Below are 24,888 nucleotides of genomic sequence, written 5' to 3'. Positions count from 1 at the left end.
CCGTTTGCTACCAATCAACGACCTCGCTCTCAGGCCCGGCCACTTTCAGCGGCCGGGCCGTTAGCCCTTTCAGCGGACAGGCGACGACTTCAGATAAGTATCGAACCAGGCGACGGTGCGGGTCAGCGAATCGAGCTGATTCTCCTTTTTCTGGAAGCCATGGCCCTCGGCCGGGTAGAAAATCGTCTCCACCACATTGCCCTTGGCCTTGAGGATGTCATGCACCTCCTGCGCCTGGCCGCGCGGCACGCGAATGTCGTTCTCCCCCTGGATGGTGAGCAGGGGCGCCTTCGCCGCGCGGATATAGGTGAGCGGCGAGGCGGCATCATAGACCTTGGGATCGCTCTCCGGCGTGCCGAGCAGGCTGCGCTGATAGGCTTTCAGCTCCTCATCCTGGTCGCGATACATGGTGCGCCAGTTGATGATGCCGAACCATTGGACGGCGGCAGCGAACTCGTCGGGCGCCCGGCCGATCGCCATCAGGGTCATGAAGCCGCCATAGCTGCCGCCGAAGATGCCGACCCGCTTGGCATCGACATAGCCGCTGTCGACCAGGAAATGCTTGGCCGCGACCGTGTCCTTGAGGTCGGCGCCGCCCAGATCCTTGACATTGCCGTCCTGGAACGCCTTGCCATAGCCGGTCGAGCCGCGGAAATTGGGTTGGATCACCACATAGCCGCGGCTGGCGAAGGCGGTGGCGTAGCGGCTGTAGCCATCCTGCGCCTGACCGGTGGGGCCGCCATGGGGCAGGACGATGGCGGGGTTGCTACCATCGCGCTTCAGATTGGCCGGCATGGTCACGATCGCGCTGATCAGCGTGCCGTCGAAGCTCTTGTAGGTGACGACATCGGACTTAGGCAGCGCGGCGGGCTGGAGGCTGGCGATGGCAAGCTGCGTCGCGGGGCGCGCAGCGCCGGCCGCAAGATCATAGAGATAGAGATTCGCCGGCGAGTCGGCGCCCGAATGGTTGAGCATCAGCATGGTGCCGTCGGGCGAGCGCGGCTCGCTGCCGACCAGATAATTGACGCCCGGCGGGATGGCGAGCGGGGTTTCCGCGCCGCTCGCCAGATCGAAGCGATAGAGGGTGCTGCGCGCGTCGGCGTTGATGCGGAAGATGAGCGCCCTGCCGTCACGGGTGAAGCTGGCCGGCACCTGCTCCCAGGGCGTGGATTTGAGCCAGCGCCATTTGCCGGTCACCGCTTCGAGCAGGCCGCCATGCATCTGGCCGCTGCCTTCATCGGTGGAGACGGCGATCCATTTGCCGTCCGCACTCGCATCGGTCGCGGCATAGACGGTGTCGGCCTTGCCGAGCAATTTCGCCGCCTTGCCGCTGGCGACGTCGATGCGCCAGATTTCGCTGACCTTGGAATCGATCCGCATGCGGTTGGCGATCAGCGCCTTGCCATCCGCGATCCAGGCGACCGGTGACCAGCTGAACTGCGGGTCGGCCTCCTGCGTCAGGTCGCGCACCCTGCCCGCCCCGTCCATCACCGCGACATTGGACTGGCCCTGGGTCTTGAGCTTGGTGACGAGTGCGACCAGGCCGCCGCTGGGGCCGACCAGCAGGTCACTTTCGCGCCGGTCGGGTGTGTTGGTGAGATTCTCGACCGCGCCGCCGCTCACCGGCACGCGATAGATGTCGCTATATTCGTTGCCGCCGACATCCTGCTGGAACAGCAGGTAGCGGCCGTCGGCCGAGGCGGCGAGGCCGGTCTGGGCATCGTCCGACTGGGTCAGCTGCACCGGCCAGCTGCCGGCGGTGTCGGTGCGCCAGATATTGGTGCGGCCGGTGAGGTTGGTGGCGACGAAAATCTGTTTGCCGTCGGCGCTCCACGCCGCGCTCGACAGGCTGCGCGAGGCGCCGATATCGGCGAGCGGCACGGCGCGAGCGTCGGGATTGACCGGCGAGGTCAGGCTTTTGGGATCGGTAACTGCCCGTTCCGGCGTCGGAATCTGCGCCAGCGCCGGGAAGGCGGCGAGCAAGGGCAAGGCGGTGGCGGCGAGCAGATAGCGCATGACAGGTCCCCCAACTGTTATGGGGCCACGATATAGCAGCGACAAAAGCCCGCAAGACGGGGAAAACAGGCCGTCATGGGACTGTATTTTTGCGACGGGGGCGACTAGAGGGCTGCGGCAAGCCTGAAGCGGCACCCCGAACAGCAGGAAGCATCCCCCATGACCACCGACGTCACCATCAAGCGCGCCCTCCTTTCCGTATCGGACAAGACCGGCCTCATCGAACTGGGCCAGGCACTGGGCCAGCATGGCGTCGAACTGGTGTCGACCGGCGGCACCGCCAAGGCGCTGCGCGAGGCGGGCCTGGCCGTGAAGGATATTTCCGAGCTGACCGGCTTCCCCGAGATGATGGACGGCCGCGTCAAGACGCTGCACCCCAAGGTCCATGGCGGCCTGCTGGCTGTACGCAACAACCCCGAGCATGTCGCGTCGATGGACGAGCATGAAATCGGGGCAATCGACCTGGTGATCGTCAACCTCTATCCCTTTGCCGCGACCGTGGCCAAGGGCGCCGACCGCGACGAGATCATCGAGAATATCGACATCGGTGGCCCGTCGATGGTCCGTTCCGCCGCGAAGAATCATGAGAGCGTCGCGATCGTCACCGATCCGGCCGACTATGCGCGCCTGATCGCCGAAATGGCGGAGAAGGCCGGCGCCACCAGCTATGATTTCCGCCGGATGCTGGCGGCCAAGGCCTATGCCGCCACCGCCGCCTATGATTCGATGATTGCCAGCTGGTTCGCCTTTGCCGACCAGGGCGTCGCCTTCCCCGAGAGCCTGTCGCTGTCGAGCAAGCTCAGCACCACGCTGCGCTATGGCGAGAACCCGCACCAGTCGGCGGCGCTCTACCTGCCCAACGGCCCGACCGCGAACGGCATCGCCCAGGCCAAGCAGATCCAGGGCAAGGAACTGAGCTACAACAACTACAACGACGCCGATGCGGCGCTGGAGCTGGTCAGCGAGTTCCGCGACGGCCCGCCAACCGTCGTCATCGTGAAGCACGCCAATCCCTGCGGCGTCGCCACCGGCGCGACGCTGATCGAAGCCTATGAAGCTGCACTCGCCTGCGACAGCGTGTCGGCCTTTGGTGGAATTATCGCCGTCAACCGTCCACTCGACGGCCCGACCGCCGAGGCGATCAGCGGCATCTTCACCGAAGTCGTTGCCGCGCCCGACGCCGATGACGAAGCCAAGGCGATCTTTGCCAAGAAGAGGAATCTGCGCCTGCTGCTGACCGGCGAACTGCCCGATCCGGCTCGCCCCGGCCTGATGGTCAAGAGCATCGCCGGCGGCCTGCTGGTCCAGAGCCGCGACAATGGCAAGGTCGACCTGGATGCGCTGAAGGTCGTGACCAAGCGCGCACCGACCGAACAGGAGCTGAAGGATTGCCTGTTCGCCTGGACCGTGGCCAAGCATGTGAAATCGAACGCGATCGTCTATGCCAAGGGCGGCAGCACCGCCGGCGTCGGCGCGGGCCAGATGAACCGACTGGAATCCGCCCGCATCGCCGCCTGGAAGGCGAAGGACGCGGCCGAGAAGGCCGGCTGGAGCGAACCGCGCACCATCGGTTCGGCGGTCGCCTCCGACGCCTTCTTCCCCTTCGCCGATGGCCTGCTGGCGGCAGTGGAAGCCGGTGCGACGGCGGTGATCCAGCCGGGCGGCTCGATCCGCGATGAGGAAGTCATTGCAGCAGCAGACGAAGCCGGCCTGGCGATGGTCTTCACCGGCATGCGTCACTTCCGCCATTAAAGCTTGTTTCCCAACGCGCTAGATGGCGCGTTGGGACGATATCGCGATCAGGTTTATGCGGGTGCGAAACGATCCTGTTCGCACCCGCAAAATCGCAGAAAACTGCCATTTTTTGGCAATTGGCCTCTTTTCAATGTCACCGGGCAATCCTATTTAGGATGACGACCCCGCACCCACGTCAGGCGTTGGGCACGACATAAGAAAAAGCATGTTCGACAGGAGAATAGGATGACCAAGAAGACGCTGGTGGCGATGGCCGCCACCCTGGCCCTTGCGCTGCCTGGCATGGCTATCGCCGGCAACAGCAGCAACGAAGTCGTCGTTGACGGCACCACCGGCCTCACCACCCGCACCATCGCCGTATCGGTGGCCGACCTGAACCTGGCCAGCAACAATGGCCTGCGCCGCGCCGATTATCGCATCAGCCGCGCCGCCAAGCAGGTGTGCGGCTGGGTCAACGGATCGATCCTGCCGGCGACGCCCGACTATCGCGACTGTGTCGGCAGCGCTCTGGACGGCGCACGCAGCGACCTCAACGCGCTGGCCCAGCGCCAGGGCTGATCTTCACCCATCCCGCAAGGGAAGCCTTCCCCGTCACGGGGACTGCAGGGGGCCGTTCCGCACATGCGGGGCGGCCCTTTCCTGTCGGCGGCTCATTCATGCTTACCGGCGATTAACCACTCCTTAGAGGATTTCCTTCACTCAGCGTGACACGAAGGACCATCCAGGGGATATAGAGCATGTCGCGTGTCGACCAGAGTGTGGACGTCGCCATCATCGGGGCAGGCCCGGCCGGCCTGACCGCCGCCTATCTGCTGACGAAGAAAGGCTTTTCCGTCACCGTCATCGAGAAAGACCCGGTCTATGTCGGCGGCATCAGCCGCACGGTCGAACTGGATGGCTATCGATTCGATATTGGCGGCCACCGCTTCTTTTCCAAGTCGAAGGAAGTGGTCGACCTGTGGAACGAGATCCTGCCGGACGATTTCATCCAGCGCCCGCGCATGAGCCGCATCTATTATGAGGGGAAATTCTACTCCTATCCCCTGCGCGCGTTCGAGGCGCTGTGGAATCTGGGCATCTGGCGTTCGACCCTGTGCATGGCGAGCTTTGCCAAGGCCAAGCTGTTCCCCAACCGCAATGTCCGTTCCTTCCAGGACTGGACCGTCAACGCGTTCGGCCACAAGCTGTTCTCGATCTTCTTCAAGACCTATACGGAAAAGGTCTGGGGCATGCCGTGCGACGAGATGTCGGCCGACTGGGCGGCGCAGCGGATCAAGGGCCTGTCGCTCTGGGGGGCGGTGGTCGATGGGCTGAAGCGCTCGCTGGGCCTCAACAAGAAGCCCAATGACGGCATGGCGACCAAGACGTTGCTCGAAACCTTCCGCTATCCGCGCCTTGGCCCCGGCATGATGTGGGAAGCCGCGCGCGACCGGGTGATCGAGGGCGGCAACCAGATATTGATGGCGCACAGCCTGAAGCAGCTGGCGCAGGATCAGGGCACGGAGCGCTGGCGCGTGGTGGCGGACGGCCCGGACGGCGATGTCATCATCAACGCCGCCCATGTGATTTCGTCCGCGCCGATGCGTGAGCTGGCCGCGCGCATCCATCCGCTGCCCGAAACCCTGCCCGAGGCAATGGAGCTCAAGTATCGCGATTTCCTGACCGTGACGCTGATGATCAAGTCGGAGGATCTGTTCCCCGACAACTGGATCTATATCCACGACAGCAAGGTACAGGTCGGCCGCATCCAGAATTTCCGCAGCTGGTCGCCCGAAATGGTGCCCGATGAATCGGTCGCCTGTGTGGGCCTGGAATATTTCTGCTTCGAGGGCGACGGGCTGTGGGCGTCGGCCGACGCCGACCTGATCGACCTGGCCAAGAAGGAAATGGCCATATTGGGCCTGTGCAATCCCGACGATGTCGTCGGCGGCGCGGTGGTGCGGCAGGAAAAGGCCTATCCGGTCTATGACGATGCCTATGCCGACCATGTGCTGGCGATGCGCACCGAGCTGGAAGCCGTCGCCCCGACGCTCCATCTGGTCGGCCGCAACGGCATGCACCGCTATAACAACCAGGATCATGCGATGATGACGGCGATGTTGACAGTGCGCAACATCGAGGCCGGCACCCGCGTCTATGACGTCTGGGGCGTCAACGAGGATGCCGAATATCATGAATCGGGCGAGGAGGGACAGGATGTCGAAGGACAGCGCGCCGCCCTTGCCAGCGAACGACTGGTGCCTTCCCGCCTGAAGGCCGCATGAGCCGATGGGCGAACCGTTGCGCGCCCTGACCGCCCGGCTGGGCGCCATCGCCACGCGCTTCATGTTCGCCCGCTACCTGCTGGCCAGCATCTGCGCGCTGTCGAGCGACATGGCGGCCTTCCTGATGCTGAGCCGAGCCGGTACAACGCCGATGCTGGCAGCCTTTGGCGGCTATGCGATCGGCCTGGTCGTGCATTGGGTGATCAGCATCCGCTTCGTGTTCGACACGGGCGCCGGCCCCAGTCACGCCCAGCGGTTCGGCTTCGTGGCCAGTGCGCTGGTTGGCATGGAGATCACCATGGCCATGGTTGGCGGGCTGAGCGCCGTCGGCATTGCCCCGGCGATCGCCAAGCTGATATCGGTCCCCGCCAGTTTCCTGAGCGTCTATGCGATCCGCAAATATGGCATTTTCGCGCGCAGTTGAGCGTCATGGCCGCTGGCTGATCCTGCTCGCCTGGCTGGCGTGCAGCGCGGTCATGCTGTGGCTGTTCCATGGCGATTTCGCCGCGCTGGGCTTTCGCGACCCCGACGATGCGATGCGGCTGGTGCAGGTGCGTGACTGGATCGGCGGACAGAACTTCTGGGATGTCAGCCAGCATCGGGTGAACCCGCCACTGGGCGGACCGATGCACTGGTCGCGCATCGTCGACATGCCGGTGGCAGGGCTGATCCTGCTGGCACGGCTACTGCTGGGGCCTGCGACCGCAGAACTGGTCGCCTGCATCACCGTGCCGCTGCTGTTGCTGGGCGGGTTGGCCGGCACCGTGCATCTGGCGGCCCGGCGGCTTGGCGATCCTGTTCTGGCCCTGATGACCGTGGCCTTGCTGCTGACGGCACCGTCGATCCTGGTGCAATTCACGCCGCTGCGGATCGACCATCATGGCTGGCAGATCTGGATGGCGACGATCGCGCTGGCCGGCGCACTGGATAGCAGCCGGGTGCGTGGCGGCGTGACGAGCGCGCTGGCGCTGGCAGTCTGGTTGCAGATTTCGAGTGAAGCCCTGCCCTATGTCGCGCTGTTCGCCGGACTGTTTGCGCTGCGCCAATGGCTTGATGGCCGGGAAGCGCCGCGCTTCATGGCCTTTGCGGCGACGCTGGGCGGGGCGGCGCTTGCGCTGCTGGCCTTGCTGCGCGGAAAGGCGGCCTTGCTGCATGACCAATGCGACGCGCTGTCGGCCGCCTATGTCTGGCCGCTGGTGGCAATGGCGGTGCTGGTGCCGCTGGCCGGCAAGCTGATCGGCACGGCCAGCATGTCCCGGCGCTTCCTGATCGCCGCGATCGGCGGCGGGGCCGCCATTGCGATCCTGCTGGCGATCGGTGGTCCCTGCCTGTCAGGCGATCCGTTCCAGGCGCTCGGGCCGCTGGCCTATAAATATTGGTATTTGCAGGTGATGGAGGGCCGGCCGATCTGGGTGCAGAGCCTGTCGCTGCGCGGCGTGATCCTGTTGCCCGCACTGGTTGGGCTGGCCGGCGCAATGGTCGCCGCGCGGCAAACCGTAAACCGCGATGCGCGCATGCGCTGGTTGGCGCTGGGCCTGTTGCTGCTGGGGGCGATGGCGGTATCGCTGCTGGTTATGCGCGCCGTGTCGGTCGCCCATGTCTATGCTCTGCCCGGTGTCGCCTGGTTGCTGATCGCCCTGTTCCGCAAGGTACAGGCATCATCGCAGGCGCTGGTGCGCGTCCTGGGATCGGTGGCGCTGATCCTGCTGACCCCCGCCGGGATCAGCGCATTGTGGATTGCCCTGATCCCCAACGCCCCGTCGGCCAAGACCAGCGCCGTCAATTGCCGGGCCGCCGCCACGCTGGCGCCGCTGCACACCCTGCCCCCGTCCACCCTGTTCGCGCCGCTGGACCTTGGCCCCGACATATTGGTGCAGACGCCGCACCGCGTGATCGGCACTGCCCATCACCGCAACGCCGCCGGCATTACCGCCGTGATCGAAGGATTCATGGCGACGCCGGAAAAGGCGCGCGCGGTGATCCAGTCGGTCAATGGCGGGCGTGGCGCCGACTATGTCGTGACCTGCGCGGGCCTGACCGAATATGCGCTCTATGCCAAGGATCATCCCCAGAGCCTGTCGGCGCACCTGATGCGGAGCAATGTGCCCGACTGGCTGCAACCGCTGCCCACCAAGGGACCGCTGCGCATCTACAAGGTCAGACGGGACTGAAGGCCAGCGCCACGCCGTTCATGCAGTAGCGCAGGCCCGTGGGCTTTGGCCCGTCGTCGAACACATGGCCGAGATGGCCACCGCATCGGGCGCAATGGACTTCGGTCCGGGACACACCCAGGCTGAAGTCGCGCGAGGTGCCGATGGCGCGGGGCAAGGGCGCATAGAAGCTGGGCCAGCCGGTGCCGCTGTCGAACTTGGTCTTCGAACTGAACAGTTTCTGGGCGCAGCCGGCACAGGTGAAGGTGCCGGCGCGATGTTCGCGGTTGAGCGGGCTGCTGTCGGGAAATTCGGTCGCGCCCTGGCGCAGCACCTTATAGGCCCAGGGGCTGAGCCTGCTGCGCCATTGCGCGTCGGTCAGGCGATAGGGATAGGCGGCTTCCGCCGCGTCGGGGCGGAATTGCCACAGGGCCAGTGCAGAGGCGCCGGTCGCGACGCCATAGAGAAAATGCCGCCGGTTCATTCCATCTCCCTAGCCTGTTCAGCCTGTCGAGCTCCTGAACAACTGCTTCCACCAGCGGCCGCCCGATTTGAGCACATGGCGGCGGAACAGCAGCACGCCGATGCGGATGATGAGGGCGACCCAGATGCCCTGCCACAGGATCGCCACCAGATGCGGCCAGAGCGCCGCATCCTGCGCCGCCCGCGCGATCATCGCGAAGGGCGAGGAGAAGGGAAAGACCACCGACGCCACTTCCAGCGGCGATCCCATATGGTCGACCGTGTAGGAGACGAAGAAGAAGATCATCATCTGGCCCATTGTGATCGGCATGTTGAGCGTCTGCACCTCGCGCACGGTCGCCGCCTGCGCGCCGATGCCCAGGAACAGCGAGCCGAGCAGCGTATAGGCCATGGCGAAATAGATGATGCCGAGCGTGATGAAGGCGGGCCAGCCCACCGCCGGATCGGGCAGGACCGTGCCGGGCGCCTTCAACGCCATGAAGATGGTGAAGGCGGTGGCGCCCCAGAAGGCGATGCCGACGAAGCTCATCCCCAGCATGGCGATCAGCTTGCCAAGGAAGATCGCGTCCACCGGCACGGCGGCAGCCAATATCTCGATGATCTTGTTCGTCTTTTCCTCGACCAGATTGGACAGGATCATGCCCGCCAGCAAGATGGTGAGGAAGAAGATGACGATCTGGCCGGTGCGACCGATCAGCAGACGGGCCTGAGACTGGGCGCCGAGACTGGTCGCCACTTCCTGCCGTTCGACCTTGACCATGTGCAGCACCTTTTCGGCCTGCGCCGCGCTGGCAATCAGGCTGAGATCCCCCTGCAGCCGGTCCAGATCCTCGGGCTTGCCGGTGAGGACCGGGCGGGAGACCGTGCCCGACAGGATGGCGACGACGTCCGAATCGGGCCGGGCCAGCTGGGTCCGGGGCGGGGTGCCGAGTGGCACGGCGTGAAGCCGCGGCAGCGCCTGTGGCCCCATGCGTTCGGTCAGGCGCTTGTGGGCCCGTTCGAGCGCGCCGACATCGGCCGGCGCCATGGCGATGCCGACGACCGGGCGCAGGTCGGTGCTGGAAATCTTCTGGGTGAAACCGGCAAAGACCATGCCGATGACGATCGGCACCAGCGGCCCGATCAGGAACAGGATGAAGGTGCGTGACAGAACGACGGCGGTGAAATCCCGCCGGGCGATCACGCTGGCGGCGCGCAGCAATTCCTTCATGCCCCGGCCTCCTGCGTGGCGTCATCGCGCATCTGGCGCGCAGCAGCCTCCCCCGCGATCGCGACAAAGGCGTCATGCAGGCCCGGCCGTTCGATCGACAGACTTTCGATGCCGGCCTGTCCATCGAGCAGGGCGCGCAGCAGCGGTTCGATGCCATCATCGGGCAGCGCGAAATGCCAGGCGCCATCCTGCGCCAGCGTGTCGGTCGGCAAGGCCCGGCGCCAGGCGCCGTCGCTCAGCCGTGTGCGCAATGTCACCTGGGGTGGCAGACGGTCGCGCGCGTCGCTGACCGATCCTTCAAACCGGATGCGGCCGCCCGCGACGATGGCGATGCGTTCGCACAATCGTTCGGCATGGGCGATGACATGGGTGGAAAAGAGGATGGTGACGCCCTTGCGCGCCTGATCGCGGATCAGCGCCTCCAGCTTTTCCTGGTTCATCGCGTCGAGGCCGGAAAAGGGCTCGTCGAGGACGATGAGACGCGGTTCATGGACGATCGTGCCGAACAATTGCACCGTCTGGGCCATGCCCTTGGAGAGCTGGCGGATCGGCTTTTCGACCGAAGCGCCCATGCCATAGTCCTGCAGCATGGCGCGCGCCCGTTCGCGCCCGACATGGAGCGGCAGGCCGCGTAGCGCCCCCATGAAGGCGATCGCCTCATAGGCCTTCATCGACGGGTAGAGGCCACGCTCCTCGGGCAGATAGCCGACCTGCTTGGCCATGCGCAGCGGCGCGCTATCGCCCAGCAGGGTGCGATGGCCCTCGTCAGGGTCGATGATGCCGAGCAGGGTGCGCAGCAAGGTGGTCTTGCCCGCGCCATTCGGCCCCAAAATGCCATAGATGGTGCCGGCGGGCACGGCGATATCGACGCCATCCACCGCGCGAAAATCGCCGAACGCCTTGACAAGGGCATGGCCTTCGACGGCATAGGGGGCGGCAGGAGCCGGAGTGTCACCGATCATCCGCCCCTGATAATCCCGGACCATGCCAGTGCAAAACGAAACATTGGAGCAGCGCCTGAAAGCGCAGGCCGCGCAATTGGGCTTTGCCGCCTGTGCGATCGCGCGCGCCGACGCCGCGCCGCGCACGGCCGAGCGGCTGCGTCAATGGCTGGAGGCCGGCCATCATGGCGACATGCTGTGGATGGAGGAGCGGGCCGAGCAGCGCGGATCGCCCACAGGCCTGTGGCCGCAGGCGCGGAGTGTCATCATGCTGGGGATGAGCTATGCCCCCGGCCGCGATCCGCTGGCGTTGGCCGAGGTCGGCGATCGGGGCCGCATTTCCGTCTATGCGCAGGGCCGCGACTATCATGATGTGGTCAAGAAGGCACTGAAGGCGCTGGCCCGCTGGCTGGTCGATCAGCAGCCGACCGCGCTCAAGGTATTCGTCGATACCGCACCCGTGATGGAAAAGCCGCTGGCGCAGGGCGCGGGGCTGGGCTGGCAGGGCAAGCACAGCAATCTGGTGAGCCGCCAGCATGGCAGCTGGCTGTTCCTGGGCGCCATCTATACCGAGATCGCGCTGGAGCCTGATGCGCCGGAAGTGGACCATTGCGGCAGTTGCACGGCCTGCCTGTCATCCTGCCCGACCGATGCCTTTCCCGCGCCCTATATCGTCGATGCGCGGCGCTGTATTTCCTATCTGACGATCGAGCATAAGGGGCCGATCCCAGAGGAGTTCCGGGCACGGATGGGCAATCGCATCTATGGCTGCGACGATTGCCTGGCGGCCTGCCCCTGGAACAAGTTCGCGCAGGGGGCAGCGGCCAACCGCGCCTTTATCGGCCGGGCGGAGCTGGCGGCGCCGGCGCTGGGCGACCTGCTGGACCTGGACGATGCGGGTTTTCGCGAAATTTTCTCCGGGTCGCCGATCAAGCGGATCGGGCGCGACCGGATGGTGCGCAATGCGGCGATCGCGGCGGGCAATAGCGGCGACCTGGGGCTGGTCGACCGGCTGCGGCCGCTGACATCCGATCCCGATCCGGTGGTGGCGGAAGCGGCCGAATGGGCGCTAGGCCAATTGCTCAGCGCTGCTGGAGCGTAGCCGCGCAGGAAGCGTGGTCGACATCGGTGCCGGCGGGCGTGCGGGCGTCGACATGAGTCACCACCGGCTCCTTCCCCTTGCCGGGCGAATAGAGATAGGCGTCGAGCACGCAGCGACCATTGGCGAATTGCAGCTTGCGCACGGTCGTTTCGCGAATGTCGAGGCGCGGCGTGCCGAACATCTGGGTCAGGCGCTTGGCGTCCATGCCCATCAGCGGCCCGGTCTTGGTGAAGGCGCTGGCCGGCGGACCGGCGGGCGGCGGGGTGTAGCTGGTGGCGGGCGGGACGACGCCGCCACAGGCCGCGAGCGGCAGCGACAGGAGCGCGGCGAGCGCGAAACGGGGCGACATCAGACCGGCTTCCTCTTGGACCCTAGCAACATGTGGACCGCCATAGCCGCGCTCCAGATCGGCGCAAGCAGGTTGACCAGGGGAATGAGGAAGAGAAGCGCCGAAACGAGGCCCATGAGCCACCGGTTGCCACGGCCGATCGGCGGCAGGCCGGGATGGCGCGGCTCGACCATGTCGGCAAGGTCGCGGCCGAGCAGATAGGCGTTCACCGCGAGGAACAGCCCGATCGTGCCGAACCCCGTGACCAGCAGCAGCACATAGCCGGGGAGCGCCAGCAGGTTCCAGCCGAGCGTGCGGCCGACCGATCGCAGCGCATAATGGAGGCTGCGGGTGAAGCCGACCGGCCGGCCCACAGCCTGTGGATAAGTATCGCGCTCCACCGCCTCGATCACATCGTCGGCGAACAGGCCCATGACCAGCATGGCGATGGTGCGGAACAGCAGCCAACTGGCCGCGATCATGGCAAGGCCGGTAGCAGCCGCCTCCGCCATGCCGCCCCAACCGTCGCCCTCGCCCCAGCCGAAATGGAGGCGCGTGGCGTGAAAGGCCGCCCATAGCCCGACGCCCAGCAGGGCGAAGAGCAACAGGGTCAGCGCCAGCGTCTTGACCAGCAGCCGGCGCGCCGCGGCGTGGAAGATCAGGGGGAAGGCGCGCAGCGCCGCGGTGATGATCATGGCCCGATATCCTGCGCCCCGGCGGCTCCGTCAATCAGCAGCGTTGCGCCAGCGCCCCCGGACCGGTAGAGACGGCCCAATTTACCGCTATTTTCCCATCATCTTTCACAGGAGCCCGCGTGACTTCTTCCCCCACGCTTGACGTTGTCGCGATCGGCAATGCCATTGTCGACGTTCTGGCCCGCAGCGACGACGCCTTTCTGGCGCAGCATGCGCTGACCAAGGGCGGCATGCAGCTGATCGACGCCGAAATGGCCGAAACTCTTTATGCCGACATGCCCCAGGCCAAGGAAATCAGCGGCGGTTCGGCCGCCAACACGCTGGCCGGCCTCGCTGCGCTGGGCGCCAAGTGCGGTTTCATCGGCCAGGTGAATGACGACCAGCTGGGCGCCGTGTTCGCCCATGACGTGCGCGCGCTGGGCATCAAGTTCGACACGCCGGCGGTGCAGGGCGACATCCCGACCGCCCGCTGCCTGATCCTGGTGACGCCGGACGCACAGCGCACCATGAACACCTTCCTGGGGGCGTCGCAGTTCCTGCCCGAAGCGGCGCTGGACCTGGAGCTGATCCAGTCGGCCCGCATCCTGTATCTGGAAGGCTATCTGTGGGACCCCGAGCAGCCGCGTGCCGCGATGCGCGCCGCGATCGACGCCGCCCGGAATGCCGGCCGCAAGGTCGCCTTCACCCTGTCCGACAATTTCGTGATCGACCGCCATCGCGCCGACTTCATCGACCTGATCGAACAGGGGCTGATCGACATCCTCTTCTCGAACGAGGGCGAAATCCAGTCGCTGGCGCAGGTCGATGATTTCGATGCAGCGCTGGCCCGCTTCGCCGACAAGGTGCCGGTGCTGGTGTCGACCCGCAGCGAAAAGGGCGCGGTCGCCATCGTCGATGGCGTGCGTCACGAGGCGCCGGCTGCTCCGGTCAGCCAGATCATCGACACCACCGGTGCGGGCGACCTGTTCGCTGCCGGCTATCTGGCCGCACATCTGGAAGAGCGCAGCGTCGAGGATTGCCTGGCGCTGGGTGCGGCGGCGGCGGCCGAAGTCATTTCGCACTGGGGCGCGCGTCCCGAGGAAGACCTTAACCTGATCCGCGCCAAGCTGTTCGCCTGATCGCGACAGACACTGACAAAAAAGCCCGCCTCTCCGGTCGAGAGGCGGGCTTTTTTATTGGATGGATCAGGCCGGGCTCTTCTGCTTGCGGAACAGGGCGCGGTCGTCGGGGCCGAAGCCCCAGCGCCAGATGACGAAGCCATAGGCGCCCAGGATCGCCCAGACGCCGACCGCCAGTTCGACCCATTCGAAGCGCGCAGGCAGGGCGACGAAGGCCGCACCAACGATGCAGGCGACGCCCGAGGCGCTGAGCAGCGGCCAGCGCCAAGCATTGACGCGGGCGTGGAGCAGACTGGAGAGCAGCCGCGCCTTGACAAAGGCGCCAGCGCCGAGCGCGATGCAGAGGCCCAAAGCGGGCGCGGCGGCCAGTTCCTGCGGCGTGAGGCCGAAGCGCTTGCCGAGCAGGATCAGGCCGAAGCTGAGCGCTGCCTGCAACGCGATCATGCTGAGCGAGATCATCAGATTGCGGTGGCGGGCAATATAGACCAGCGCGGATTCGCTGACCACGGCGGTTGCGGCCACCACTTCGGCCAGCAGCAGGAAGGCGAGCGCGCCGGTGCCGCCGACGAAATGCGGACCAACCAGGCCCATGACGGCCTCACCCGGAATGCCGAGCGCCAGCGCGATGCCGGCCTGCGCCGCGATGATCCAGAAGCCGACCTGGCTGACCTGGCGCGCGATCGCCGCCAGATTGCCTTCCGCCAGGTTGCGGGTGATGACCGGGCCAAGGATCGGGTCGAAGCTGGTCTTCAATTTCTGTGGCAGCGAGGCGACCTGCTGCGCGACATAATAGATGCCGACGATCGCCGGGCTAACGAAGAGGCCGAGGATCGCCATGTCGAGCCGGCGCGAGCCCCATTCGACGCCGTCCGCGGCCGCGAGCGGCAGGTTGCGGCGGGCGAGGCGCCAGAGCCGCCCGGCATCGGGACGCCAGCCATGCGGCCGGCCATAATGACGCCACATCGGGATGATCGAGGCGATCATCGCCGCGACCATCGACACGACATAGGAGAGGATCAGGCCGTCGCGCAGCGAATAATAAGCGAAACCGAAGGCCCCGATGCTGATCGCCCAGGGTTCAATGATCGAGCGCGCGCGGACCGTGGCGCCGATGTCGAAGCGATAGGCGCAGGCGGCAAGCGCAACGTCGGAGGTGGCAACGGCGATGACGATCAGCGCCAGCAATCGGTCGAGCCCGTTGATGCCGCTATTGGGGAACATCGCCTGGGGGAAGGCGATCAACAGGCCGGCCCCCAGCAGCGACGCGATCAGCGTCACCACCATCGCGTCGGTCACGACATGGCTGTGCGGCCGTTCGGTCTGGGCGAGCGCACCGGCCAGGCCGCGCTTGAGGCCCAGCGTCGCGATCTGGGCGACGAATTCCACCACCAGCACGGCATAGGCGAAGCGCCCCAGCGCGTCGGCGCCATACCAGCGGCCGGCGATGAACAGGAAAGGCAGGCGCGCCGCCAGGCGCAGCAGGAAGCCGAAGACGTTGGTCCGTCCGCCCTTGGCCAGGGCGGCGATATCATCCTTCTGTTCGGCAGGGGTCGCCTGCGCGGTCACAGGACCCTGGTCCCCCTCGATTGTCATGCTCATGTCTATAGGCGATCTATTGTGTCGCGGCGATGCTTATTCAGGCCGCAGCGGACGCGCCAGCAGCGCGTCGATGACCTGTGCCAATGGTGCGGCGTCGCCGAGCAGGGCACAGACGGCTTCCACCACCGGCATTTCGACGCCGGCCGCGCGGGCTGCATCGCGCAGCACCGGCGCGGTGTGCGCGCCTTCGGCCACGGTGCGACGGTTGGAGAGGAGGTCGGCTGCGCTCTGCCCCTCGCCCAGCCCCTTGCCGAGCGAGAAGTTGCGCGAATTGGTGGAGGAACAGGTGAGGACGAGGTCGCCCAGGCCCGACAGGCCGCCCAGCGTTTCGGCGCGGGCGCCACGCGCCAGGCCGAAGCGGGTCATTTCGGCAAAACCCCGGCTGATCAGCGAGGCGCGCGCATTGAGGCCGAGGCCGGCCCCTTCCGACACGCCGCAGGCGATGGCGAGCACATTCTTGACCGCGCCGCCGATTTCCGCGCCGACGACATCGTCCGACAGATAGGGGCGGAAGGTTGGGCGGGCGATGCGCGCCGCCAGCTTTTCGGCCAGCGCCTGGTCGGCGCAAGCGAAGGTGACGGCGGTCGGCAAGCCCTTTGCCACTTCATGGGCGAAGGTGGGGCCAGAGAGGACGGCGATCGGCGAGCTTGGCTGCGCCTGCGCCGCGACTTCCGACATCAACAGGCCGGTGCCCGCCTCTATCCCCTTGGAACAGAGAACCAGCGGCACGCCGGCCGGCGCCTGCGCGACGACGCTGCGCAGATGCTGGGCCGGGCTGACCACCAGAATCAGGTCGCGATCAGCCAGGTCCGACAGGACGCCGGTCGCTCGGATCGAGGGCGAAAGCGGCAGGCCGGGCAGATAGAGCGGATTTTCATGGGCGCCGTTGATCGCGTCGACCACGGCGGCTTCCAGCGCCCAGAGGCGCACATCCTGCCCGTCGGCGGCCAGCAATTGCGCCAGCGCGGTGCCCCAGGCGCCTGCTCCGATGACTCCCGCCTTCATGCCTTCACTCCTGCTCCACGCGCCTTTTCCGCCGTCGGATCGAGCGGCCAGCGCGGCCGGGCGGGGATGGTCAGATCGTCGGTCATGCCGGCCGCATAGCGCTCCGCGCCGGCCCAGGCGATCATCGCCGCATTGTCGGTGCAGAGCCACAAGGGCGGCGCGACGAAGGGCAGGCCATGATCCTGCGCCAGCGTGGTCAATGCTCCACGCACCGACTGATTGGCGGCGACGCCGCCAGCCACGACCAGTGCGGTCACGCCTTCGCTCGCGGCGAGCGCGCGGCGAGTGCGGTCGAGCAGGCAGTCGATCACTGCCTGCTGGAAGCTCGCGGCGATATCCTCGACCGCATATTGGCCCGACTGGGCGGCGCGCATCACCGCGCTCTTGAGGCCGGCGAAGGAAAAATGGGGTTCGTCGGTGCCGACCAGCGGGCGCGGCAGCGGCACGGCGCGCGGATTGCCCTGCGCCGCCGCCTTTTCCACCGCCGGACCGCCGGGAAAACCGAGGCCGAGCAGCTTGGCGGTCTTATCGAAGGCTTCGCCAGCAGCGTCGTCGATCGTGGTGGCGAGGCGGCGATACTGGCCGACGCCGTCGACCCTGAGCAGCTGGCAATGGCCACCCGACACCAGCAGCAGCAGATAGGGGAATTGGAGATTCTGGTCGGCGAGGCGCGGCGAGAGCGCATGCCCCTCCAGATGATTGACCGCGACCAGCGGCTTGCCGCTAGCATGAGCAAGCGCCTTGCCGGTGACGAGGCCGACCATCACGCCCCCGATCAGGCCGGGGCCGGCGGTGGCGGCGATCACATCGACATCGGCCAAAGTCATCTTTGCGTCGGCCAGGGCCGCCTCGACCAGCGGGGCCAATGCCTCGACATGGGCGCGGGCCGCGATTTCGGGCACGACGCCGCCATAGGGGCGGTGCGCGTCTTCCTGCGTGGCGAGGCGATGGGCCAATATCTGCCCGTCGGCCGTCACCAGCGCCGCCGCGGTTTCGTCGCAGCTTGATTCCAGGCCGAGGATGATGGTCATTGCCGCTTCCATCTAGTGCCCGTGGCCATTAGAGCAAGCCGCTTATGAAAAGACCCGAACGACCGTTGCGCCTTGGCACCAGGGGATCGCCGCTTGCGCTGGCCCAGGCCCATATGACCGCGCAGGCGCTGCGCGACGCCCATGGCTGGGATCAGGACGCCATCACCACCGTCATCGTCCAGACCAGCGGCGACCGGATTCAGGACCGGGCGCTGGCCGAAATCGGCGGAAAAGCCTTGTGGACCAAGGAACTGGACCGGGCGCTGGCGGAGGGCGAGATCGACTGCGCCGTCCACAGCATGAAGGATGTCGAGACGATCCGGCCCGATGCGATCCGGATCGCCGCGATGCTGCCGCGCGCCGATGTGCGCGACCGGCTGGTCGGCGTGGAAAATTTTGCCGCGCTGCCGCCGCAGCCGATCGTCGGCACCAGTTCGCCGCGCCGTGCCGCGCAGGTGAAGCGGCTGCGCCCCGATGCGCAGATCATCCTGTTCCGGGGGAATGTCGCCACCCGGCTGGCCAAGCTGGAAGCCGGCGAGGCCCATGCGACGTTGCTTGCCGCCGCCGGGCTCGACCGGCTGGGCCAGGCGGACATTGGCGCCACGGTCGAGATCGACACCATGTTGCCGGCACCGTCGCAGGGGGCGGTCGGCATTGAGACGCTGGCCGACAATGACGCCATGCTGGGCTGGCTGGCGGCGATCAACCATCGCGACACGTTCGATTGCGTGATGGCCGAGCGCGCGGTGCTGCGGGGCCTGGGCGGCACATGCCATTCGCCGATCGCCGCACTGGCGCTGCTGGAGGGCGGACAGATTCATCTGCGTGCCGAGATCATCAGCCCGGAAGGGGACGAGACGGTGCGGGACGAGGCACGGCTGGCGCGCGGCGATGCGGCGGCGGCCGAGGCGATCGGCCGGGGCCTGCTGGAACGAGCGAGCCCGGCACTGCGCAGCCTGTTCGAGGGGTGAGACCGCTCATCATCCTGCGGCCCGCGCCCGGCGCCGGCAGGACGGCGGACAAGGCGATGGCCATGGGGCTGGCGGTGCGGCTGTGCCCGCTGTTCGCGGCCGAGGCGCTGGCCTGGACACCGCCGAGCGCCGGGGATTTCGACGCCCTGCTGGTGACGAGCGCGCAGACGGTGCGATTCGGCGGGGTCGCGCTGCAGGCCTATCGCGCCTTGCCGACCTATGCCGTGGGCGAAACGACCGCCGGGGCGCTGCGGGAAGCAGGATTTGCCGATCCGGTCGCGGGGGATGGCGATGCCAGCGCGATCGCCGCACGGATCGCGGCCGACGGGCACCAGGCCGTGTTGCACCTGTCGGGAGAGGCGGTGGCGCCGATGGACGCGGGGCCGCTGCGGGTGACGCGCATTCCGGTCTATCGGATGATGCCCCTGCCCTGCGATCGGCTGGACCTGAGCGGCGGCGTGCTGCTGGTCCATTCCCCGGCTGCTGGTGCGCGACTGGCGGAGATATTAGCCGAAAATCAGCGCGCAACGTGCGACGTCGTGGCGATAAGTCCGGCGGCGCTTGCCGCCTGCGGCAGCGGATGGGGCAGCGCGCAGGCCGCCGATGCGCCCAATGATGCGGCGGTACTGGCCCTCGCCCGTCGATTGTGCGAATGAAACCGCGGTCGCAAACGAGAGAGACTTGATGAACGAGCAGGAGAGTGTGGAAATTCAGCAGGAAACGCCGCCGCCCGCGCGCCGACGCACATCCTGGCTGACGCCCGTGCTGCTGCTGTTCGCGTTTCTGATCGGCATCGGCGTCACCATCTGGGCGATGCCGCAGATCGAACGGCGCTGGGGCAAGGACGAAGCGGTGACGCCCGCCCTGCCCGCGCCGCTGCTGGGCAGCAACGCCATCCCGTCGGGCCGTCCGCTGACGGCGGATGCCGCGCAGATGCTCGACGCCCGCGTGATCCAGCTGGAGGAGCGGCTCAACCGCATCACCGTCGAGGCGCAGGCCGCGTCGGGCAATGCCGCGCGCGCCGAAGGGCTGCTGGTCGCCTTTGCCGCGCGCCGCGCGCTCGATACCGGCGCCCCGCTCGGCTATGTCGAGGGGCAGCTGCGGCTGCGCTTCGGCCAGGCCCAGCCCCGCGCCGTCGCCACCATCATCAACGCCGCGCGCGAGCCGGTGACGCTGGCCGACCTGCGCGCTGGCCTGGTCGATGTCGCCGATCGCGTCACCTCGCCGCCGGCCGACGCCAGCTGGTGGGACAGTTTCGAGCATGAGGCGCGCGAGCTGATCATCATCCGCAAATCCTCCACCCCCTCGCCCCGGCCGCAAATGGCGATGCAGCGGGCGCTGCGCTATATCGACGCCAGCCGCGTCGGTGCGGCGCTGGCCGAGGTGGAGCGCATGCCCGATCGCGCTGCGGCCGATCGCTGGATGCAATATGCCCGCCGCTATCTGGAGGCGCGCCGGGCGCTCGACCTGATCGAGACGGCAGCGATATTGGAGCCGCGCCAGCTGCGCACGACCGAGGGCGCCAGCGTCGCCCAGACATCCCCCCTCGCCCCCTGACCCGCTTTTCCTGAGACGCACCGTTCATCGCTTGCGATGAAACCCATGGACGCACCCTGCGTTTGTCACGAGAATGTCACCTTTTCCGCCCGGTTCAGGACAACATCTCTCGTGCCACCCTATGCCGATGCCATTGCCAGCTTCTGGAAGGGCCGCCTTGCCAGCGGTCCGCGCGCATCTGCGCGCCCGTCGCTGTCGCATCTGCTGGGCAATGCGTCGGTGCCGTTCGACATCAGCCGGACCAGGGCGCAGGCCGAGACGCTGAGCCGCGCGATTCGCGGCGACGGGCGGCATATATTGCTGGTGCCGGGGCTGATGGCGTCGGAACATCGGATGGAGCCGCTGCGCGCGATCCTTAACGCCGCCGGCTATCATGCGCATGGCTGGGACATGGGCCGCAATTTCGGCCCGCGCGCCGATACGCTGGAGAAGATCGACGCCCGCGTCGATGCGATCCGCCGGATAAGCGGCAAGCCGGTGACTTTGGTCGGCTGGAGCCTGGGCGGCCTTTATGCGCGCGAATATGCCAAGTTCGCGCGATCCAAGGTTGGCGGCGTGGTAACGATGGGCACGCCCTTTTCCGGCGACCCGCGCGCCAACCATGCCTGGCGCCTCTATCAATTGGTGTCGGGCTTCCCGGTCGATACGCCGCCCTTCCCCTGCACCCGCGAGGAGAAGCCGCCGGTGCCGACCGTGGCACTCTGGTCGCAGCGCGACGGCGTGATCCTGCCCGAATGCGCAAGAGGCCGCGCCGGCGAGCGCGACCGCGCGATCGAGGTCGATTGCACCCATATGGGCTTCGCCGCCGCGCCGGAGGGGATCTTGGCCGTCGGCAAGGCGCTGGAGATGATGGCCGCCTGAGCGGTCAGTAACGGACTGGTTCGCCCTCCACCGTCAGCAGGCTGGGATCGGTCAGCCGCACATGGGTTTGATAATAATATTTTTCGGTCGGCCGGCCATCCGCCAGAAAATGAATTTTCACCCGCTTCGCTTCGCCACGCACCGCGATGGTCTTGCCCGTCAGATATTGATCGAGTTCCGCACCGAAACGCTGTGCCAGTGCATCGGCCATGGCGCCGGGAATGGCGATCGTCAGGTTGCGGGGATCGCGATAATCCTGCTGAGAATTAAGATAGAACCAGCCGCCCTGGCGCCCAGTGGCGCGGACGGGCAGCTCGAACACCCCCTTCACCCCATCGGGGGCGACAGCCGCGGCATTCATCACCGCCTGTTCGGGAAAGATATTATAGGAAGCAGACGGCGCTGCGGCTCCCATGAGCAGCAGGCCGGACGACAGGATGAGAGCATAACGCATCAGGCTGGCCTCCAGAATGGTCCGGTCCGGCCAGCCTAACCCGATCAACCGGCCACCGCCAGCCTCTTCAACGCTTCTTCCCGGCCTATCAGGGGCAGGAGTTGGCCCATGTCGGGGCCGTGGTCCAGGCCGGTGAGGGCGCGGCGCAGGGGTTGGAACAGGGTCTTGCCCTTGCGGCCGGTTTCGTCCTTGAGTGCGCCGGTCAGCGTGCGCCAGATGTCGGCGTCGAAGGGGACGGCGGACAGGATGCGATAGGCGGCGGCGAGGAAATCGCGGTCCTCTTCCGCCGCTTCGGGCGCGGCGATCGGGCCGGTGACGATCTGCCACCAGTCGGCGGCGCCCGCCACCGTCTCCAGATTGGGGCGGATCGCGGCCCAGGCGGCGGCGTCCATGCCCGCGGGCAGGCGGTCGGCGACCGCCTCATAGGGCAGTTGATGGACGATCTTCTGGTTGAGGCTGGCCAGTTCGGCTTCATCGAAGCGCGCGGGGGCGCGGCCGAAATGGGCGAAGTCGAACGTTTCGATCAGCGGCGCACGGTCCGCAAAGGGCTCGATCGGCTGCGAGCTGCCGAGACGGGCAAGCAGCGACGCGATCGCGGCCGGCTCCAGACCGATCTCGCGGAAATGGGCGACGCCGAGCGAGCCGAGACGCTTCGACAGCTTGCCCTCGCTGCCGGTCAGCAGCGCCTCATGCGCGAACTGGGGCAGCGGGGCGCCGAGCGCGCTGAACATCTGGATCTGGGTCGCGGTGTTGGAAACATGATCCTCGCCGCGCAGCACATGGGTGACGCCCATGTCGACATCGTCGATGACCGAGGGGAGCATGTAGAGCCATGAGCCGTCGGCGCGGCGGATCACCGGGTCGGACAGCAATTTGGGGTCGAAGCGCTGCTCGCCACGGATCAGATCGGTCCAGATGATCGGCTGGTCATGGTCGAGCTTGAAGCGCCAGTGCGGCGTGCGCCCTTCGGCCTCATAGGCAGCGATCTGGTCCGGGGTCAGCGACAGGGCGGCGCGATCATAGACCGGCGGCAGGCCGCGGCCGAGCAGCACCTTGCGGCGCAGTTCCAGTTCCTGTTGGGTTTCATAAGCTGGGTAGACATGGCCCGAGGCCTTGAGCGCCGCGAACCGCGCCTCATAGAGGGCGAAGCGCTCCGACTGTTTTTCCTCGCCATCCCAGTCGAGGCCGAGCCACTTCAGGTCGGCTTTGATCGATTCCGCATATTCGGGGCGCGAGCGCTCCAGGTCGGTGTCGTCGAGGCGCAGCAGGAATTGGCCACCGGACTTGCGCGCCCACAGCCAATTGTGGAGCGCGGCGCGGATATTGCCGACATGGAGATGGCCGGTCGGCGATGGTGCGAAGCGGGTGATGACAGTCATATCTTTATTTCCAAACCCGTGCGCCCCGAACGAAGGGGCTTCGCCATGCTCAGCCTGCCCTTCGACTTCGCTCAGGGCGAACGGATGTTACTTATACGCTGCGGAAGGCGTTGGTGATCGGGTAGCGGCGGTCGCGGCCGAAATTGCGGATGCCCAGCTTCACACCGGGCGGCGACTGGCGACGCTTATATTCTGCGATGTAGAGCAGATGCTCGATCCGGGTGACGACCGCCTTGTCAAAGCCGCGCTCGACCAGCTGGGCCACCGACAATTCCTCTTCGACCAGGCCATAGAGGATCGGGTCCAGCACCTCATAGGGCGGCAGGCTGTCCTCATCCTTCTGATTGTCGCGCAGTTCGGCGCTGGGCGGCTTGGTGATGACGCGTTCGGGCATCACCGGGCCGGCCGGGCCAAAGCCTTCGCCGAGCGAGGGCATATTGTCGTTGCGCCAGCGGCAGAGGTCGAACACCGTCGTCTTGTAGGCGTCCTTCAGCACCGAATAGCCGCCCGCCATGTCGCCATAGATGGTGGCATAGCCGACCGACATCTCGCTCTTGTTGCCGGTGGTCAGCAGCATATGGCCGAACTTGTTGGAGAGCGCCATCAGGGTGAGGCCGCGAATGCGCGACTGGATATTCTCTTCGGTGAGGTCGCGCGCCTTGCCCTCGAACACCGGGGCCAGCATCGTGTCGAAGGCGGCAACCGCCGGCTCGATCGGGATGGTGTCGTAGCGGACGCCGAGCAGGCGGGCGCATTCGACTGCGTCATCCAGGCTTTCCTGGCTGGTGAAGCGCGAGGGCATCATCACGCACCAGACCCGGTCGGCGCCCAGCGCATCGACCGCGACGGCGGCGGACAGAGCGGAATCGATGCCGCCCGACAGGCCCAGCACGATGCCGGGGAAGCGGTTGCGGTTCACATAGTCGCGCAGGCCCAGCACCATCGCATTATAGATGTCGGCCGGGCGCGGATCGAGTTCATGACGCTCGCCGGGCAGGCAGACCCACTGGCCGTCCCATTTCTCCCACTGGGTCAGCACCAGCTTTTCCTCCCAGTCGGGCAGTTGCTGGGCGATCGAAAGGTCGCCGTTCATGACGAAGGAGGCGCCGTCGAACACCAGTTCGTCCTGACCGCCGACGCGGTTCAAATAGACGAGCGGCAGGCCGGTTTCGCGCACGCGGGTGCCGGCGACGACGTTCAGGCGGCGATCATCCTTGTCGACCTCGAACGGGCTGCCATTGGGGCTGATGAGGATTTCCGCGCCCTCGGCCCGCAAATGGGCGGTGACGAAGGGGAACCAGATATCCTCGCAGATCGGCACGCCGATCTTCACGCCGCGAAACGTGATCGGCGCGGGCAGCGGGCCGGGGGCGAACAGGCGCTTTTCGTCGAACGTGCCGTAATTGGGCAGTTCGCGCTTCTGGCGGATCGCGGTGACGGCGCCATTTTCGATCAGGGCGACGACGTTGAACAGCACGCCCTGCGACGCGACGACGGTGCCGACCAGCATCGCCGGGCCGCCATCGGCGCTTTCCTGCGCCATCCGGTCGAGATGATAATTGGCCTGGTCGAGCAGCGCGGGCTTGAGCACCAGATCCTCGGGCGGATAGCCGATCAGTTGCAGTTCGGGATAGACGATCAGGTCCGCGCCCTTGGCGCGGGCGCGCCATTCCAGCATGGCGTCGGCATTGGCCCTGGGGTCGCCCATGGTCTGGGTCATCTGGGCGAGCGCGATCACGAGTTTGTCGGTCATGCCTTGGCCCCTAGAGCATTTTCGCATGCTGCGAAAACGCTCTATTCCCCGATGCCGCATTTTCGAACCGAATGCCCGCTTCGCGGTCATCCTGAAAATGCTCCGGCCATTTTGTCGCAGGGCGCAAAAGCGCCTTTCCACATGGGACATGCGCCGCTAAAGGGGCCGCGTTTCGCGCATCGTCATCAATTCGTCACGCCAATTAGCCTGGGGATT

The 24,888-nt window shown here is 66.6% G+C and carries 23 protein-coding genes; 11 read left to right on the top strand and 12 right to left on the bottom strand.

Annotated features, from left to right (window positions below):
* Positions 1-69: 69 nt before the first annotated feature.
* Positions 70-2,016: a S9 family peptidase gene (locus ACUCV3_RS17235; RefSeq protein WP_313737593.1), complete on the bottom strand. Its 1,947-nt coding sequence runs from the start codon at positions 2,014-2,016 to the stop codon at positions 70-72.
* A 159-nt stretch (positions 2,017-2,175) separates the two neighbouring features.
* On the opposite strand from ACUCV3_RS17235, the gene purH reads away from it, so the two are divergent.
* From purH to ACUCV3_RS17210, 5 genes are all read left to right on the top strand, one after another.
* Complete coding sequence (gene purH / locus ACUCV3_RS17230) at positions 2,176-3,768, top strand: bifunctional phosphoribosylaminoimidazolecarboxamide formyltransferase/IMP cyclohydrolase (protein ID WP_279727554.1); 1,593 nt, start codon at positions 2,176-2,178, stop codon at positions 3,766-3,768.
* Between the two features lie 228 nt (positions 3,769-3,996).
* On the top strand, positions 3,997-4,329 hold the full coding sequence (locus ACUCV3_RS17225; protein WP_004208877.1) for a UrcA family protein: 333 nt from the start codon (positions 3,997-3,999) through the stop codon (positions 4,327-4,329).
* A gap of 179 nt (positions 4,330-4,508) precedes the next feature.
* Positions 4,509-6,035, top strand: a complete 1,527-nt coding sequence (locus ACUCV3_RS17220) for an NAD(P)/FAD-dependent oxidoreductase (RefSeq protein WP_313737592.1) — start codon at positions 4,509-4,511, stop codon at positions 6,033-6,035.
* A 4-nt stretch (positions 6,036-6,039) separates the two neighbouring features.
* Entirely contained in the window at positions 6,040-6,459 is a 420-nt protein-coding gene (locus ACUCV3_RS17215; protein ID WP_048938134.1) for a GtrA family protein, read from the top strand.
* Positions 6,437-8,206, top strand: a complete 1,770-nt coding sequence (locus ACUCV3_RS17210; protein ID WP_048938135.1) for a hypothetical protein — start codon at positions 6,437-6,439, stop codon at positions 8,204-8,206. Before ACUCV3_RS17215 ends, ACUCV3_RS17210 begins: the two co-directional genes overlap by 23 nt.
* Here the strand turns inward: ACUCV3_RS17210 and msrB are convergent.
* The 3 genes from msrB to ACUCV3_RS17195 are packed head-to-tail and all read right to left on the bottom strand — an operon-like array spanning position 8,193 to position 10,840.
* The gene (msrB, locus tag ACUCV3_RS17205; RefSeq protein ID WP_279727552.1) at positions 8,193-8,669 is read right to left on the bottom strand and encodes a peptide-methionine (R)-S-oxide reductase MsrB; all 477 of its coding nucleotides are present in this window, start codon (positions 8,667-8,669) and stop codon (positions 8,193-8,195) included. The genes ACUCV3_RS17210 and msrB overlap by 14 nt on opposite strands.
* 18 nt (positions 8,670-8,687) lie before the next feature.
* A complete protein-coding gene (locus ACUCV3_RS17200) occupies positions 8,688-9,878 on the bottom strand; it encodes an ABC transporter permease (RefSeq protein ID WP_279727551.1) in 1,191 nt (396 codons plus the stop codon).
* Complete coding sequence (locus ACUCV3_RS17195) at positions 9,875-10,840, bottom strand: ABC transporter ATP-binding protein (protein WP_037522117.1); 966 nt, start codon at positions 10,838-10,840, stop codon at positions 9,875-9,877. The genes ACUCV3_RS17200 and ACUCV3_RS17195 overlap by 4 nt, the downstream gene beginning before the upstream one ends.
* 22 nt (positions 10,841-10,862) lie before the next feature.
* Here ACUCV3_RS17195 and queG point away from each other — a divergent pair, with 22 nt between their 5' ends.
* Positions 10,863-11,921 (top strand): tRNA epoxyqueuosine(34) reductase QueG, encoded by a 1,059-nt coding sequence (gene queG, locus ACUCV3_RS17190; protein WP_069336392.1) that lies wholly within the window; start codon positions 10,863-10,865, stop codon positions 11,919-11,921.
* Here queG and ACUCV3_RS17185 read toward each other — a convergent pair.
* Positions 11,902-12,270 carry a hypothetical protein gene (locus tag ACUCV3_RS17185; protein WP_004208885.1) on the bottom strand — a complete coding sequence of 123 codons (369 nt, stop codon included), beginning with the start codon at positions 12,268-12,270 and terminating at the stop codon, positions 11,902-11,904. The two genes, queG and ACUCV3_RS17185, sit on opposite strands and share 20 nt — an antisense overlap.
* Positions 12,270-12,944 (bottom strand): EI24 domain-containing protein, encoded by a 675-nt coding sequence (locus tag ACUCV3_RS17180; RefSeq protein WP_279727549.1) that lies wholly within the window; start codon positions 12,942-12,944, stop codon positions 12,270-12,272. The genes ACUCV3_RS17185 and ACUCV3_RS17180 overlap by 1 nt, the downstream gene beginning before the upstream one ends.
* Before the next feature lie 119 nt (positions 12,945-13,063).
* Between ACUCV3_RS17180 and ACUCV3_RS17175 the strand changes: the two genes are divergently transcribed.
* A complete protein-coding gene (locus tag ACUCV3_RS17175; protein WP_279727548.1) occupies positions 13,064-14,062 on the top strand; it encodes an adenosine kinase in 999 nt (332 codons plus the stop codon).
* Between the two features lie 66 nt (positions 14,063-14,128).
* On the opposite strand, the gene ACUCV3_RS17170 is transcribed toward ACUCV3_RS17175, so the two are convergent.
* From ACUCV3_RS17170 to tsaD, 3 genes are read right to left on the bottom strand one after another with little or no spacing between them, the layout of a single operon-like run.
* Positions 14,129-15,661, bottom strand: coding sequence for a lipopolysaccharide biosynthesis protein (locus ACUCV3_RS17170; protein ID WP_279727547.1), 1,533 nt, complete (start codon positions 15,659-15,661; stop codon positions 14,129-14,131).
* Positions 15,662-15,694: 33 nt separating this feature from the next.
* Entirely contained in the window at positions 15,695-16,666 is a 972-nt protein-coding gene (locus tag ACUCV3_RS17165) for an NAD(P)H-dependent glycerol-3-phosphate dehydrogenase (protein ID WP_279727545.1), read from the bottom strand.
* Positions 16,663-17,697 carry a tRNA (adenosine(37)-N6)-threonylcarbamoyltransferase complex transferase subunit TsaD gene (gene tsaD / locus ACUCV3_RS17160; RefSeq protein WP_279776164.1) on the bottom strand — a complete coding sequence of 345 codons (1,035 nt, stop codon included), beginning with the start codon at positions 17,695-17,697 and terminating at the stop codon, positions 16,663-16,665. Before tsaD ends, ACUCV3_RS17165 begins: the two co-directional genes overlap by 4 nt.
* Positions 17,698-17,741: 44 nt before the next feature.
* Here tsaD and hemC point away from each other — a divergent pair, with 44 nt between their 5' ends.
* The 4 genes from hemC to ACUCV3_RS17140 all read left to right on the top strand — a co-directional run bounded on the left by hemC (position 17,742) and on the right by ACUCV3_RS17140 (position 21,086).
* Positions 17,742-18,668 (top strand): hydroxymethylbilane synthase, encoded by a 927-nt coding sequence (hemC, locus tag ACUCV3_RS17155; RefSeq protein WP_279728038.1) that lies wholly within the window; start codon positions 17,742-17,744, stop codon positions 18,666-18,668.
* The gene (locus ACUCV3_RS17150; RefSeq protein WP_279728039.1) at positions 18,665-19,324 is read left to right on the top strand and encodes a uroporphyrinogen-III synthase; all 660 of its coding nucleotides are present in this window, start codon (positions 18,665-18,667) and stop codon (positions 19,322-19,324) included. Before hemC ends, ACUCV3_RS17150 begins: the two co-directional genes overlap by 4 nt.
* Positions 19,325-19,352: 28 nt before the next feature.
* Positions 19,353-20,225 (top strand): hypothetical protein, encoded by an 873-nt coding sequence (locus ACUCV3_RS17145; protein ID WP_279728040.1) that lies wholly within the window; start codon positions 19,353-19,355, stop codon positions 20,223-20,225.
* A gap of 111 nt (positions 20,226-20,336) precedes the next feature.
* Positions 20,337-21,086, top strand: coding sequence for an esterase/lipase family protein (locus ACUCV3_RS17140; protein ID WP_017502648.1), 750 nt, complete (start codon positions 20,337-20,339; stop codon positions 21,084-21,086).
* A gap of 4 nt (positions 21,087-21,090) precedes the next feature.
* Here the strand turns inward: ACUCV3_RS17140 and ACUCV3_RS17135 are convergent, their stop codons facing one another.
* From ACUCV3_RS17135 to ACUCV3_RS17125, 3 genes are all read right to left on the bottom strand, one after another.
* On the bottom strand, positions 21,091-21,540 hold the full coding sequence (locus tag ACUCV3_RS17135) for a hypothetical protein (protein WP_097384747.1): 450 nt from the start codon (positions 21,538-21,540) through the stop codon (positions 21,091-21,093).
* A 44-nt stretch (positions 21,541-21,584) separates the two neighbouring features.
* Positions 21,585-22,919 carry a glutamate--tRNA ligase gene (gltX, locus tag ACUCV3_RS17130; RefSeq protein ID WP_482240923.1) on the bottom strand — a complete coding sequence of 445 codons (1,335 nt, stop codon included), beginning with the start codon at positions 22,917-22,919 and terminating at the stop codon, positions 21,585-21,587.
* A gap of 91 nt (positions 22,920-23,010) precedes the next feature.
* Complete coding sequence (locus ACUCV3_RS17125; RefSeq protein ID WP_279728043.1) at positions 23,011-24,672, bottom strand: NAD+ synthase; 1,662 nt, start codon at positions 24,670-24,672, stop codon at positions 23,011-23,013.
* Positions 24,673-24,888 lie beyond the last annotated feature (216 nt).

The organism is Sphingobium sp. VMM (assembly GCF_056790315.1).
The sequence above is the reverse complement of the archived record's forward strand: the minus strand, read 5'-3'. Positions and strand labels throughout refer to the sequence as shown.

Bases quoted from the DNA above. Each gene is read 5' to 3' on its own strand.
- ACUCV3_RS17215 (WP_048938134.1), top strand. From the start codon at position 6,040: ATGGGCGAACCGTTGCGCGCCCTGACCGCCCGGCTGGGCGCCATCGCC.
- ACUCV3_RS17195 (WP_037522117.1), bottom strand. From the start codon at position 10,840: ATGATCGGTGACACTCCGGCTCCTGCCGCCCCCTATGCCGTCGAAGGC.
- ACUCV3_RS17170 (WP_279727547.1), bottom strand. From the start codon at position 15,661: ATGAGCATGACAATCGAGGGGGACCAGGGTCCTGTGACCGCGCAGGCG.
- queG (WP_069336392.1), top strand. From the start codon at position 10,863: ATGCCAGTGCAAAACGAAACATTGGAGCAGCGCCTGAAAGCGCAGGCC.
- ACUCV3_RS17165 (WP_279727545.1), bottom strand. From the start codon at position 16,666: ATGAAGGCGGGAGTCATCGGAGCAGGCGCCTGGGGCACCGCGCTGGCG.
- ACUCV3_RS17210 (WP_048938135.1), top strand. From the start codon at position 6,437: ATGGCATTTTCGCGCGCAGTTGAGCGTCATGGCCGCTGGCTGATCCTG.
- ACUCV3_RS17145 (WP_279728040.1), top strand. From the start codon at position 19,353: ATGAACGAGCAGGAGAGTGTGGAAATTCAGCAGGAAACGCCGCCGCCC.
- msrB (WP_279727552.1), bottom strand. From the start codon at position 8,669: ATGAACCGGCGGCATTTTCTCTATGGCGTCGCGACCGGCGCCTCTGCA.
- tsaD (WP_279776164.1), bottom strand. From the start codon at position 17,697: ATGACCATCATCCTCGGCCTGGAATCAAGCTGCGACGAAACCGCGGCG.
- ACUCV3_RS17200 (WP_279727551.1), bottom strand. From the start codon at position 9,878: ATGAAGGAATTGCTGCGCGCCGCCAGCGTGATCGCCCGGCGGGATTTC.
- hemC (WP_279728038.1), top strand. From the start codon at position 17,742: ATGAAAAGACCCGAACGACCGTTGCGCCTTGGCACCAGGGGATCGCCG.
- ACUCV3_RS17220 (WP_313737592.1), top strand. From the start codon at position 4,509: ATGTCGCGTGTCGACCAGAGTGTGGACGTCGCCATCATCGGGGCAGGC.
- ACUCV3_RS17185 (WP_004208885.1), bottom strand. From the start codon at position 12,270: ATGTCGCCCCGTTTCGCGCTCGCCGCGCTCCTGTCGCTGCCGCTCGCG.
- ACUCV3_RS17225 (WP_004208877.1), top strand. From the start codon at position 3,997: ATGACCAAGAAGACGCTGGTGGCGATGGCCGCCACCCTGGCCCTTGCG.
- ACUCV3_RS17235 (WP_313737593.1), bottom strand. From the start codon at position 2,016: ATGCGCTATCTGCTCGCCGCCACCGCCTTGCCCTTGCTCGCCGCCTTC.
- ACUCV3_RS17180 (WP_279727549.1), bottom strand. From the start codon at position 12,944: ATGATCATCACCGCGGCGCTGCGCGCCTTCCCCCTGATCTTCCACGCC.
- ACUCV3_RS17135 (WP_097384747.1), bottom strand. From the start codon at position 21,540: ATGCGTTATGCTCTCATCCTGTCGTCCGGCCTGCTGCTCATGGGAGCC.
- purH (WP_279727554.1), top strand. From the start codon at position 2,176: ATGACCACCGACGTCACCATCAAGCGCGCCCTCCTTTCCGTATCGGAC.
- ACUCV3_RS17125 (WP_279728043.1), bottom strand. From the start codon at position 24,672: ATGACCGACAAACTCGTGATCGCGCTCGCCCAGATGACCCAGACCATG.
- gltX (WP_482240923.1), bottom strand. From the start codon at position 22,919: ATGACTGTCATCACCCGCTTCGCACCATCGCCGACCGGCCATCTCCAT.